A 12,946-nucleotide genomic window follows, 5' to 3' on the forward strand; every position below is an offset into this window, starting at 1 on the left:
AAGGCGTGAACACCGAACCACCCGAGGCGGACGACCCGCACCCCGAGGCGGCGGGCAGGCCCGTCGGCCGCCGCGTCCTCCTCGGCACCCTCGGCCTCGGCGCCCTCGGCGTGGTCACCGCGCCGACCCTGCAACGCGGCCTGGAGGCCTTCCTCGGCAGCGCGGCCGACAAGGACCCCACCGGCCTGACCGGCCTGCTCCCCAACGGCGGCGGCTTCCGCTACTACTCGGTGGCCTCCTCCGTGCCCCACAAGAACGCCGCGAACTACCGCCTGCGCATCGACGGCCTCGTCGACCGCCCGGCCACCTACACCCTCAACGACCTGCGCGCGATGCCCCAGACCCGGATGGTCAAGGACGTCCAGTGCGTCACCGGCTGGCGGGTCCCGGACACCCCGTTCGAGGGCGTGCGCCTGTCCCATCTGCTCGACACCGCCGGAGTACGGGCCAAGGGCACGGCGATCCGCTTCTCCTGCTTCGACGGCACGTACACCGAGAGCCTCACCCTCGACCAGGCCCGCCGCGCCGACGTCCTGGTCGCCCTGCGCATGCAGGACAAGGACATCGGCCACTCCCACGGCGGCCCGGTCCGCCTCTACGTGGCCCCCATGTACTTCTACAAGTCCGCCAAGTGGCTCTCCGGCATCACCGTGACCGAGGACGTCGAGCCCGGTTACTGGGAGGACCGCGGCTACGACGTCGACGCCTGGGTGGGCCGTTCGAACGGACGGGACGATGACCCTACGAGCTGACGCCCCGCCCCGGACCCGGATCCGCCGCTTCGGACGTCCGCAACGCTGGGTGCACCGCACCACGGCCGCCCTGATGGGCGTCTGCGTGGCCACCGCCGCCTGCCTCTACCTCCCCCAATTGGCCGAACTCGTCGGCCGCCGCGAGCTGGTGGTCCGCATCCACGAGTGGGCCGGCCTCGCCCTGCCCGTCCCCGTCCTGGCGGGCCTCGCCTCCCGCGCCTTCCGCGCCGACCTGCGCTTCCTCAACCGCTTCGGCCCGCACGACGGTATCTGGCTCCGCGCGGCGCTGCGCCGTGACAGACGGCGCTCGTCACGCCCGGCGGGCAAGTTCAACGCCGGGCAGAAGATCTACGCCGCCTGGATCGCCGGCGCCTCCCTGGTCATGCTCGGCACGGGCCTGCTGATGTGGTTCACGCACCTCACCCCGATCCAGTGGCGCACCAGCGCGACCTTCGTCCACGACTGGCTGGCCCTGACGATGGGCATCGTCATCGCCGGCCACATCGGCATGGCCCTGGGCGACCCGGAGGCCCGCCGCGGACTGCGGACGGGGCTGGTCAGCCGTGAGTGGGCCGAGCGGGAGCACTCCCTGTGGCGACCCTGACCCGGTCGGCGTCGCGGCCGCATCGGGCGCCACGACGGTGAAGGCGTCCTCCGCCCGCACCTCGACGCCGCCGAACTGCACGGACACGTCGACGCTCCTGGGCAGCCCGCCCGGGTCGAGCGCCGGCACCACCACGTCCAGCACCACTTGGTCACCCCGCTGAGAGCCGAGCACCGGCGGCCCGTCCGGCAGCCGCCCGTCGATCAGCACCCGCCCGTCCCGCAGCAGCTCGGCGGGGTCGAAGTAGATGCCGGTCAACTCGACGGCCACCGTCTCACCGGCCCGCGCCTCGCCGTCGCCGCCCGCGTCGACACCGGCCACCCGGTAGGCACACGCGGGGACGCCGCCGGAGGAGGCGACCGGCCGCGCGGTGCCGGCGGGGTGCCGCCGGTGGAAGTCCAGCAGCCCGCCCAGGACGGTGTACGCGGCCCGCCCCTTGCAGGTGTCGGCCCGCCCGGCGAGGGCGGTGTACTCCTCGGCCGCCGACGCCCAGCTGCCGCCCTTGCCCTGCACGGCGAGACACGCGGAGGCCAGCCCGCGCAGCAGCTGCCACTCCGGGTCGGCCGATGCGGCCGGGATGTCGTCGAGGACGGCCCGGCACTCGGCGGGGGCGCGCAGTTGGTCGTAGACGCTCGACGGGTCCGAAGTGCCGTCGGTGTTCGGCGAGTCCGGGCCGGGAGGCAGCCAGGGCGGGCTCTGGAGGAGCCGGTTGCCCGGCGAAGGGGCGGGAGTGGGGGAGGGGCTGGGGCTCGCGGGCGCGCGCGGGCTGTCGGTGACGTCCGGGGTGTGCGCGTGGCCGTCGGGCGACGGCCGGGCCGGGGTGAGGGACGGCAGCGGTCTGACGTCGCGTGCGGTGGGAGTGGCGCTCGACGGACCGGCGGTGACGACTCCGCCGCCCCCATATCCCCTGTCCGGTGGGTCACTCCCGTCCCCGGTGAAGGCCGCGGCGGCCACCGCCACCGCTCCGACCAGGAGCAGCCCCGAGACACGCATCCCGAGGGAAACCGCCATGACGCCCCCCACGACGACGGTAGGCCCCTGGGGCCAGAACCCAGGGGCCTACCATCATCGGGCCATCGGCGCCCGATACGGAAGCCGGTGACCGAAGCCGGTGACCGTGACGTCGTACGGTCGAACGTCGTACCGCTAGATGATCAGCGAGAGCAGCAGCACCACACCGCCCGCGACCACCGAGATGATCGTCTCCATGACGGACCAGGTCTTGATGGTCTGGCCGACGTTCAGGCCGAAGTACTCCTTCACCAGCCAGAAGCCGGCGTCGTTGACATGGCTGAAGAAGAGCGAGCCGGCGCCGATCGCGAGGACCAGCAGGGCCGTGTGGGTGGTCGACATGTCGGCGGCCAGGGGGGCGACCAGACCGGCCGCGGAGACCGTGGCCACCGTCGCCGAACCGGTCGCGAGCCGGATCGCCACCGCGATCAGCCAGGCCAGCAGCAGCGCCGGGATCGACCAGTCCTTGGAGATGTCCAGGATCATCTGGCCCACACCGGTGTCGATCAGCGTCTGCTTGAAACCACCGCCCGCGCCGACGATCAGCAGGATGCCCGCGATGGGCGCGAGGCCCTTCTCGACCAGCGGCGTGAGCCGCTCCTTGCCGAACCCGGCGGGCCGCAGCAGCGTGAAGATGCCGAGGATCACCGAGGTGAGCAGGGCGATCAGCGGGGAGCCGATGACGTCGAAGACGCGCTGCGTGGTGTTCTCCGGGTCGTCGATCACGATGTCGACGAGCGCCTTGGAGAGCATCAGCACGACCGGCAGGAGGATCGTCGCCAGCGTGGCGCCGAAGCCGGGCCGCTTCTCCAGGTCCTCCGAGGCGCGCTGCGGAACCATCCGGTCCGGCGCCTGGACGTCCACCCAGCGGGCGGCGTACCGGGAGAACAGCGGACCCGCGATGATCACCGTCGGGATGGCGACGAGGACGCCGAGCGCCAGCGTGACGCCCAGGTTCGCCTGGACGGCGTCGATCGCGACCAGCGGGCCGGGGTGCGGCGGGACCAGCCCGTGCATCACGGACAGACCGGCGAGCGCCGGGATGCCGATGCGCATGAGCGAGTAGTTGCCGCGCTTGGCGACCATGAGCACGACCGGGATCAGCAGGACGACGCCGACCTCGAAGAACAGCGGCAGACCGATCACCGAGGCGATGAGCACCATGGCCCACGGCATCGACCGGCCGCCCGCCTTGGCGAGGATCGTGTCGACGATCTGATCGGCGCCGCCGGAGTCGGCGAGCATCTTGCCGAGGATCGCGCCCAGCGCGATCAGTACGCCCACACCGGCGACGGTGGTGCCGAGACCGCCGGTGAAGCTGGTGATGACCTTGTCGAGCGGCGCCCCGGCGAACGCGCCCAGCGCGAGCGAGCCGATGGTCAGCGACAGAAAGGCGTGGAGCTTGAACTGGGTGATGAGCAGGACGATGACGGCGATGCCCGCCAGGACGGCGATGCCCAGCTGGGCGTGACCGGCCGAGGTGATGGGCTCGACGGGGTCCGCTGCCAGCAACTCGGCGCTGAGTCTGGTCACGGGGGATTCCCTTGCAGGTACGGGGATACGGGGGTGGGTGCGGGGGGTGTGGGGTGGTGCTACGGGAGTTCGGCGAGCGCCTTGGCGGCCCGTCCGGTGATCTCCTCGGGGCTGCCGGCCACGTCCACCACGACGCCCGGTTCGTCCGCCTCGAGCGGCTGGAGGGTGGCGAACTGGGAGTCGAGCAGCGCGGTCGGCATGAAGTGGCCCTGCCGATGGGACATGCGGTCCTCGATGAGGGCACGGTCGCCCGCGAGGTGCACGAAGACGAGGCCGGGTGCGGCGGCGCGGAGCCGGTCGCGGTACGACCGCTTCAGCGCCGAGCAGCTGACCACCCCGCCGAGCCCCGCCCGCCCGTGCGCCCAGTCGCCGATGGCGTCCAGCCACGGCCACCGGTCGTCGTCGGTGAGCGGAGTACCGGCCGTCATCTTGGCGATGTTGGCCGGCGGGTGGAAGTCGTCGCCCTCGGCGTACGGGACACCGAGCCGGGCGGCGAGCAGCGGACCGATGGTGGTCTTGCCGGTGCCCGCGACGCCCATCACCACGACGACATGGGGGGTGTTCATCACTGCCTCACTGTCCGTTGTCTTCATCGACAGGTCGACGCCCTCGGGCGTCGACGCCACTGAAGCCCATTAGGTACGACGAATTCAAGACTCTGTGACAAATAAGTCTGACTTTTTGTTCCCGTGACGTGCCCCGTACGCTGAGTGCATGAGCACTTCGGGCCGGGGGCTGCACGGCCAGGTACTGGACACCCTCGGCCCCGCGATCACCGCGGGCGAGTACCCGCCGGGCAGCGTTCTGCGCACGGATGAACTCGCACAGGAGTTCGACGTCTCCCGCTCGGTGATGCGCGAGGCCGTCCGCGTCCTGGAGTCCATGCACCTGGTCGAGTCCCGCCGCCGCGTCGGCGTCACGGTCCGCCCCGAGTGCGACTGGAACGTCTACGACCCGCAGGTCATCCGCTGGCGCCTGGCCGGCGCCGACCGCCCCCGGCAGCTGCGCTCCCTCACCGTCCTGCGCTCCGCGATCGAACCGGTCGCGGCGGGCCTGGCGGCGAAGCACGCCACGGCGGAGCAGTGCGCCGAACTCACCGAGTGCGCCCTGGGCATGGTCGCCCACTCGCGCGGCCACCAGCTGGAGGGCTATCTGGTCCACGACATGGCCTTCCACCGGGTGATCCTCGCGGCCTCGGGCAACGAGATGTTCGCCCGCCTCGGCGACGTCGTGGCGGAGGTCCTCGCGGGCCGCACCCACCACGAGGTCATGTTCGAGGACCCCGACCCGGCCGCGGTCACCCTGCACGTCCAGGTCGCGGAGGCGGTCCGCGCGGGCGACGCGGTACGGGCGGAGGAGCTGACCCGCGAGATCACGGTGGGCGCGCTTCAGGAGCTGGACATCCTCGCTCCCTGAGCGCTTCTCAGGCGGGGAACTCCCCGTCCACGTAGACCCACGCCCCGTCCACCCGCTCGAACCGGCTGCGCTCGTGCAGCGACCCGCCCCGGTAGGACGCCCGGAACTCCACGGCCCCGGTGGTGTGGAAGGCGGACCCGTCAGCCGTGCCCAGGATCTCCAGACCCGTCCACCGCATCCCCGGATCGAGATCGAGCCGCGCCGGCCGCGTCCGCGGATGCCAGGTCCGCAGCAGATACGCCGGGTCGCCCTTCACGAAAGCGGAGTACCGCGACCGCATGAGCGCCTCGGCGGTCGGCGCGGCGGCGGTGCCGGAGTGGTACCGGCCGCAGCACTCGGCGTAGGACTCGGGCAGGCCGCAGGGGCAGGAGCGGGTGTTCATGGCGGCCATTCTCGCCGACCTAGCCCGCCGCCCTGCTCTGCGGCACCGGCAACGGCGGCAGCGCCGCCCCGTGCACCCACGCCTCGAACACCTCGTCCAGGGGTTCCGCCGCGAACCGGGCCACATGCGCGGTGAACGTCGTGGTCGTCACCGCCCCGCCCCGGTGCAGCCCCGCCCAGCCGCGCAGCATCCGGAAGAAGGCGTCGTCGCCCATCGCGCAGCGCACCGCGTGCAGGGCAAGACCGCCGCGTTCGTAGAGCCGGTCGTCGAACATCGACTTTCGGCCCGGGTCGGCCAGCCGCAGATCCTGCGGCAGCCCCGACAGCAACCGGTGCGCGGCGGCGGCCAGTTGCTGGGCGGTACGGCCGCCCGAGCGCTCCGACCACAGCCACTCCGCGTACTTCGCGAACCCCTCGTTGAGCCAGATGTGCCGCCAGTCCGCGATCGAGACGCTGTTGCCGAACCACTGGTGCGCCAGCTCGTGCGCGACCAGCCGCTCCGAACCCCGGGCCCCGTCCACGTGGTTGGAGCCGAAGAGCGACAACCCCTGTGCCTCGACGGGCACATCGAGCTCCTCCTCCGTCACCACCACCGCGTACTCGTCGAACGGGTACGGGCCGAACAGCTCCTGGAACAGGTCCATCATCCGCGGCTGCCGCGCGAAGTCCCGGGAGAACTGGGGGAGCAGATGCGCCGGGATGTGCCCGTGCTGCGGCACCCCGCCCGGCCCCGGATCACCCAGCAGCACCGTCTGGTACTTGCCGATCGCCAGCCCCACCAGATAGCTGGACGTCGGCGCCGCCTGCTCGTACACCCAGGTCGTCGTCGACGCACGCGTCGTACGGGTCAGCAGCCGCCCGCCCGCGACCACCGCGTACGCCGACGGCGTCGTGATCGAGATCTGGTACGACGCCTTGTCCGCGGGCCGGTCGTTGCACGGGTACCACGACGGCGCCCCGATCGGCTGGCTCGCCACCAGCGCCCCGTCCTCCAGCTCCTCCCACCCCAGGCCGCCCCACGGGCTGTTCACCGGCTTGGGATTGCCGGACCAGTGCACCTCGACCGTGAAGGCCGCCCCGGGCCGGACCGGCTTCGCGGGGCGGACCCGCAGCTTGCCGCCGCGGTGCGTGTAGTGCGGCTGACGGCCGTCCACCCGCACCCGCCCGATCCGGAAGTCGGCGAGGTTCAGGAAGAACTCGGTGAGCGGCGAACGTCCCGCTATGGCATTGATCCGGGCGGTGCCCGACAGCCGGTTCGGGCCCGGACGGTAGTCCAGCGCGAGCTCGTACCGGTGCACCCGGTACCGCGCGTCACCGTTCTCCGGGAAGTACGGGTCGGACCCCGCCGACTGCTGAACCGCCACTGGTGCTTCTACTCCCTGCGCCGCGCTGCCACTCCGATTGCCGCCCATCGGCTCCGAGTGGCCCGCGCTCAGGGACGCCATGCCTCGATCGGGTTGCCGAGCCAACGGGTGTCGTCGGGAACGGACTCCGCGGCCATGACGAGCGACGCGGGACCCAGGGTCGTACGGGCCCCGATCGTGCTGCCGGGCAGCACGATCCCGCCAGGACCCAGCGTCGCGCCCTCACGGAGGACCACAGTATCCGTCCGCAAGATCCGGTCGTGGAAGAGGTGCGTCTGGAGCACACAGCCCCGGTTCACCGTCGCCGCGTCCTCCAGGGTCACCAGATCCGACTCCGGCAGCCAGTAGCTCTCCACCCACACACCCTTGCCGATGCGCGCCCCGAGCCCCCGCAGCCACGCCGTCATCAGCGGCGTGCCCGGCACCGCGCCCGCCAGCCACGGCACCGCCACCACCTCGACGAACGTGTCCGCGAGCTCGTTGCGCCACACGAAGGAACTCCACAGCGGATGCTCCCCGGCGCGATGCCGCCCCACGAGCAGCCACTTCGCGACGATCGACAGCAGCGCGGCGGCGCCACCCGCCGCGAGCAGCACCAGGCCCGACAGCGCCCACGCCCACCCGCCCAGCGCGCACAGCGCCGCCACCGTCAGCACCCCGATCGCCGCCGAGCAGAACACCGGCACGATCCGGCACAGCTCCACCAGCCCGCGCGCCCACAGCAGCCGCGCCGGCGGGTCGTAGGTCCGGCTCTGGTCGCCGCCGGCCGCGCTGCGCGGCAGCTTCACCGGCGGCAGCCCCAGATACGAGCTGCCCTTCTTCGCCTTCTTCGGCGTCGCCGACAGCACCCCCACCAGGCCGCCGTCCGGCACGGACCGCCCCGGCGCGGTCATCCCCGAGTTCCCGAGGAAGGCCCGCCGCCCGATCTCGGCCCGCCCGATCCGCATCCAGCCGCCCCCGAGCTCGTACGGCGCGGTCAGCGTGTCGTCGGCGAGGAACGCCCCCTCACCGACCGTCGTCAGGCTCGGCAGCGCGAGCACGGTCGACACCTCGGCGCCCCGCCCGACCCGCATCCCGAGCAGCCGCAGCCACACCGGCGTGACCAGCCCGGCGTACAGCGGGAACAGCGTCTCCCGGGAGCGGTCCATCAACTGCGTCACCGTCCACGCCTGCCACCCGACCCGGCTGTGCGTCGGATACGTCCCCTCCCGCAGCCCCGGACTCAGCAACCGCACCCCGACCAGGATCAGCAGCGCGTACGCCAGCCCGAAGGCGAGCGTCGCCGGCACCAGGGCGAGCACGGCACCCTTGAGGGGCTGCTCCGGCGTGAAGAACACCCGGCCCACCAGGAACGCGGCCGCCCCCGCCGACACCGGCAGCGCGCTCAGACCGAAGCCGGTCACGCCGTACATCAGGCGCCAGTACGTGCCCCGGCGCGGCCGCTCCTTGGGCCAGGTGCGCTTGGCCTTGCCCAGCTTGACCGCGGGCGCCCCCGCCCAGCGCTGACCGGTCGGGATCTGCCCGCCGACCGCCGAACCCGGCGCCACCTCGGCCCGCTTGCCGACCCGCGCGCCCGGGAAGAGCATGCTGCGCGTCCCGACCACCGCGTGCGCGCCCACCTTGACCGGGCCGACCTCCAGCCGGTCGCCGTCCAGCCACCACCCGGACAGGTCCACCTCGGACTCGACGGCCGCGCCCCGCCCCAGCTTGAGCATGCCGGTCACCGGCGGCAGCGAGTGCAGATCGACATCCGGGCCGACCTTCGCGCCCAGCGCCCGCGCGTACCGCTCCAGCCACACGCCGGTCAGCGCGGTCGCCCCGCTGAACTCGGCCAGCCGCTCCGCGGCCCACAGCCGCACGTGCGCACTCCCGCCGCGCGCGTACCGCCCCGGCCGCACACCTCGCAGCAGCAGCCGCGCCCCGCCCGCCGCGACCGCGAGCCGCCCCGGCGGACTGAACAACAGCACCGCCCCAGCGCCCACCAGCCACCAGGGCGCGCTCGGCAGCCACGCGTAGGGCAGAACATTGCCCAGCGCGGCCAGTACCACCGTCCAGCGCAGTCCCAGCAGCGTGAACAGCGGCACCAGCACCAGCAGTTGCAGAAGCTGAGCGCGCACCGGCACCGGCGCGACGGACCGTGTGCCGCCGTCGTCCTGCGCCGACTTCTCCAGACGGCGGGCCAGCTTCCGCAGCACCGGCTGCTGATAGACGTCCAGCACCGCCGCGCTCGGGTAGCGGGTGCGCAGCCGCGTGGTGAGCTGCGCGGCGGCGAGGCTGCCGCCGCCGATCGCGAAGAAGTCGTCGGAGGCACTGGTGACCGGGATGCCGAGGACCTCCGCCCACTGCTCGGCGAGCCAGGCCTCGGTGCCGTACAACTGCTCGGCCGGGCCGGAGGTCTCCAGGTTCTCCAGCGGCCAGGGCAGCGCGTTGCGGTCGACCTTGCCGCTCGTCCGCGTGGGCAGGTCCGAGACCGGCGCGAGCAACGGCACGAGTGCGGCGGGCAGTTCGGCGCGCAGCTTCGCCACGGCCGCCGCGTGGTCCCAGCCGTCCTGCGTGACGACGTACCCGACGAGCAGCTGGTTGCCGCCGCGGGAGGTGCGCACGGCGGCCGCGGCGCCGGCCACACCCGGCAACGCCTGGAGCGCGGCATCCACCTCACCGAGCTCGATCCGCCGCCCACCGAGCTTGATCTGCTCGTCGGCCCGCCCGAGGAACACCAGCCCCTCGGGTTCCGCCTTCACCAGATCCCCGCTGCGGTACGCCCGTTCCCAGCCCAGCGACTCAAGGGGCGCGTACTTCTCCGCGTCCTTCTCGGCGTCCAGATACCGCGCGAGTCCGGCCCCGCCGATCACCAACTGCCCACTGGCGCCCATGGGCACGGGCTCCCCGGCCTCGTCGACGACGGCCAGCTCCCAACCGCGCAACGGCAGTCCGATGCGGATCGGCTCCTCGCCGGTCATCAGCGCCGCACAGGCCACGACGGTCGCCTCAGTCGGCCCGTAGGTGTTCCACACCTCGCGCCCCTCGGTCACCAGCCGCTGCGCCAGCTCGGGCGGACAGGCCTCACCGCCGAAGATCAGCAGCCGGACGTCGTTGAGGGTCTCCGGCTCCCAGAGCGCGGCGAGCGTCGGCACCGTCGACACGACGGTGATCTCCTGCTCCACCAGCCAGGGCCCGAGATCGGCACCGCTCCTGACCTGCGACCGCGGCACGGGCACCAGACAGGCCCCGTACCGCCACGCCAGCCACATCTCTTCGCAGGACGCGTCGAAGGCGACCGACAGACCCGCCATGACCCTGTCACCCGGACCGATGGGCTCGTCGGTGAGGAACAGTGCGGCCTCGGCGTCCACGAACGCGGCGGCACTGCGGTGACTGACGGCGACACCCTTGGGCTTCCCGGTGGACCCGGAGGTGAAGATGATCCACGCGTCGTGCTCGGCCCCGGGCCGCGCGGCGGCCGTCTCCCCGTGCCCGGTGACGGTCAGCTCGTGCCCGGCGCCGACGACGGCCCTGACCTCCGCCTCCCCGAACACCAACTCGGCCCGCTCGTCCGGGTCCTCGGCGTCCACCGGCACATACGCGGCACCGGCGGACAGCACGGCGAGGACGGCGACATAGAGGTCATTGGTGCCCGACGGGACACGGATGCCCACCCGGTCCCCGAGCCCGACCCCGGCCGCCGCGAGCCGCCGCCGCAGCCGCTCCACCTCGACGGCCAGCGCACGGTAGGTCAGGCACGTCGTGCCGTCGTCCAGGGCGGGCTCGTCGGGGCAGGAGCGTACGGACGCGTCGAAGATGTCGACGAGCGTGCGCGCAGAGGCCGCCGGCCCCCCGGAGAAGCGTGCCGTGTCCCCGAACCGCTCGCGGAACTCCTCGTCGAGCAGGCCGAGAGCACTGCCCTCGTGAATGGCTGCCATCGGTCCTCGCGTCTCGATCCGGAGAGGCCTCCGGGCGCTGGCGGGCCCGCAGGTCTGCCTGGGGTTGTCCGGCTCCAGCTCGGTAACAAGCCGGAAATTTTAGTACGACGCTAGGTCCGCGCCCTGTGAGCGGCCACCGCACAGGCCCGTCCGGGTGGGGGCCCGGACCGTTCGGACACTGCCTGACCTGCGGCTCCCGGCGGTGGACGAGACATGCCCCACATCGGCCCCACATCGCCCAAGAGCTCCGAGAACAGGCCGAGTTGGTGCTTTTGCCGACGCGGCCCGGCAGTCGGGAAAATCGCCCCGGAAAAGCAGAAAACCCCTGGTCAACAGGGGTTTTAGCTGGTGTCCGAGGGGGGACTTGAACCCCCACGCCCGATAAAGGGCACTAGCACCTCAAGCTAGCGCGTCTGCCATTCCGCCACCCGGACAAGGTGTCTGTCGTGCGGGGTTTCCCTCGCGGCGACAGAGGAAACATTACCAGGCTTTCGAGGTGCTCCGATCACCCCCTCGCTCCCGCGTGAACGGCGTGTGACGGGCCGGGTCCGGTCTTGGGCGCGGCGGGTCGGAGAGAGAGGATGAGGGGAACCACCAGCAGTGACAGCGGGAGGAAGCAGCGTGAGCGGGACGGACACGACCAGGCACGTCACCGGCGAGGACGAGGTCGTGGACCTCTGCCGCGAGCTGATCCAAATCGACACCAGCAACTACGGCGACCACTCCGGGCCGGGGGAGCGCAAGGCGGCCGAGTACGTCGCCGAGAAGCTCGCCGAGGTGGGCCTCGATCCGCAGATCTTCGAATCCCACCAGGGCCGCGCCTCCACCGTCGCCCGCATCGAGGGCGAGGACCCCTCCAAGCCCGCGCTGCTCATCCACGGCCACACCGACGTGGTACCGGCCAACGCGGCGGACTGGACCCACCACCCCTTCTCCGGCGAGGTCGCCGACGGGTGTGTGTGGGGCCGTGGCGCGGTCGACATGAAGGACATGGACGCGATGACCCTCGCGGTCGTCCGTGACCGGCTGCGCAGCGGGCGCAAGCCCCCGCGCGACATCGTCCTCGCCTTCCTCGCCGACGAGGAGGCGGGCGGCACGTACGGCGCCCGGTACCTCGTCGACAAGCACCCCGATCTCTTCGAGGGCGTCACCGAGGCGATCGGCGAGGTCGGCGGGTTCTCCTTCACCGTCAACGAGAACCTGCGGCTGTACCTGGTGGAGACCGCCCAGAAGGGCATGCACTGGATGCGTCTCACCGTGGACGGCACCGCCGGCCACGGCTCGATGACCAACGACGACAACGCGATCACCGAGCTGTGCGAGGCCGTCGGCCGGCTCGGCCGGCACAAGTGGCCGGTGCGGGTCACCAAGACCGTGCGGTCCTTCCTCGACGAGCTCTCCGACGCCCTCGGCACCGAGCTCGACCCCGAGAACATGGACGAGACCCTCGCCAAGCTGGGCGGCATCGCCAAGATGGTCGGCGCGACCCTCAGGAACTCGGCGGCGCCCACCATGCTCGGCGCCGGCTACAAGGTCAACGTCATCCCCGGCCAGGCCACCGCCCACGTCGACGGGCGCTTCCTGCCGGGCTACGAGGAGGAGTTCCTCGCCGACCTCGACCGCATCCTCGGCCCGCGCGTGCGCCGCGAGGACGTGCACGGCGACAAGGCGCTGGAGACCGACTTCGACGGCAGGCTCGTCGACGCCATGCAGAGCGCCCTGAGTGCCGAGGACCCGATCGCCCGGGCCGTGCCCTACATGCTCTCCGGCGGCACCGACGCCAAGTCCTTCGACGACCTCGGCATCCGCTGCTTCGGCTTCGCGCCGCTCCAGCTGCCGCCGGAGCTGGACTTCGCGGGCATGTTCCACGGGGTCGACGAGCGGGTGCCGGTGGAGGGCCTGAAGTTCGGGGTGCGGGTGCTCGACCGGTTCATCGACGCGTCCTGACGGCGGGTTGACGCCGGT

At 72.2% G+C, this 12,946-nt stretch carries 9 protein-coding genes and 1 tRNA gene; 4 read left to right on the top strand and 6 right to left on the bottom strand.

Annotation, left to right across the window (positions count from 1 at the left end):
- The first annotated feature begins 5 nt into the window (after nucleotides 1–5).
- Together DI272_RS39335 and DI272_RS39340 are read left to right on the top strand one after the other, a co-directional pair.
- Nucleotides 6–752, top strand: a complete 747-nt coding sequence (locus tag DI272_RS39335; protein WP_109499946.1) for a molybdopterin-dependent oxidoreductase — start codon at nucleotides 6–8, stop codon at nucleotides 750–752.
- The gene (locus DI272_RS39340; RefSeq protein WP_109499947.1) at nucleotides 736–1,356 is read left to right on the top strand and encodes a cytochrome b/b6 domain-containing protein; all 621 of its coding nucleotides are present in this window, start codon (nucleotides 736–738) and stop codon (nucleotides 1,354–1,356) included. The genes DI272_RS39335 and DI272_RS39340 overlap by 17 nt, the downstream gene beginning before the upstream one ends.
- Before the next feature lie 1,146 nt (nucleotides 1,357–2,502).
- Here the strand turns inward: DI272_RS39340 and DI272_RS39350 are convergent.
- Both DI272_RS39350 and DI272_RS39355 read right to left on the bottom strand, forming a co-directional pair.
- Nucleotides 2,503–3,900, bottom strand: a complete 1,398-nt coding sequence (locus tag DI272_RS39350; RefSeq protein ID WP_109499949.1) for a GntP family permease — start codon at nucleotides 3,898–3,900, stop codon at nucleotides 2,503–2,505.
- Between the two features lie 59 nt (nucleotides 3,901–3,959).
- Nucleotides 3,960–4,466, bottom strand: coding sequence for a gluconokinase (locus DI272_RS39355; RefSeq protein ID WP_109499950.1), 507 nt, complete (start codon nucleotides 4,464–4,466; stop codon nucleotides 3,960–3,962).
- Between the two features lie 148 nt (nucleotides 4,467–4,614).
- Between DI272_RS39355 and DI272_RS39360 the strand changes: the two genes are divergently transcribed.
- Entirely contained in the window at nucleotides 4,615–5,316 is a 702-nt protein-coding gene (locus DI272_RS39360; protein ID WP_109499951.1) for a FadR/GntR family transcriptional regulator, read from the top strand.
- 7 nt (nucleotides 5,317–5,323) lie between these two features.
- Here DI272_RS39360 and DI272_RS39365 read toward each other — a convergent pair whose 3' ends face one another.
- From DI272_RS39365 to DI272_RS39380, 4 genes are all read right to left on the bottom strand, one after another.
- Nucleotides 5,324–5,698 (bottom strand): YchJ family protein, encoded by a 375-nt coding sequence (locus DI272_RS39365; RefSeq protein ID WP_109501278.1) that lies wholly within the window; start codon nucleotides 5,696–5,698, stop codon nucleotides 5,324–5,326.
- Between the two features lie 19 nt (nucleotides 5,699–5,717).
- Nucleotides 5,718–7,061 (bottom strand): M1 family metallopeptidase, encoded by a 1,344-nt coding sequence (locus DI272_RS39370; RefSeq protein ID WP_109499952.1) that lies wholly within the window; start codon nucleotides 7,059–7,061, stop codon nucleotides 5,718–5,720.
- Nucleotides 7,062–7,129: 68 nt separating this feature from the next.
- On the bottom strand, nucleotides 7,130–10,981 hold the full coding sequence (locus DI272_RS39375) for a Pls/PosA family non-ribosomal peptide synthetase (RefSeq protein WP_109499953.1): 3,852 nt from the start codon (nucleotides 10,979–10,981) through the stop codon (nucleotides 7,130–7,132).
- Nucleotides 10,982–11,327: 346 nt separating this feature from the next.
- Nucleotides 11,328–11,415: transfer RNA gene (locus DI272_RS39380), tRNA-Leu, on the bottom strand.
- 187 nt (nucleotides 11,416–11,602) lie between these two features.
- Between DI272_RS39380 and DI272_RS39385 the strand changes: the two genes are divergently transcribed.
- Complete coding sequence (locus tag DI272_RS39385) at nucleotides 11,603–12,928, top strand: M20/M25/M40 family metallo-hydrolase (protein WP_079308594.1); 1,326 nt, start codon at nucleotides 11,603–11,605, stop codon at nucleotides 12,926–12,928.
- The last annotated feature ends 18 nt before the right edge of the window (nucleotides 12,929–12,946 follow it).

It is taken from the genome of Streptomyces sp. Act143 (assembly GCF_003143935.1).
In the GTDB taxonomy this organism is placed as follows: Bacteria; Actinomycetota; Actinomycetes; order Streptomycetales; family Streptomycetaceae; genus Streptomyces.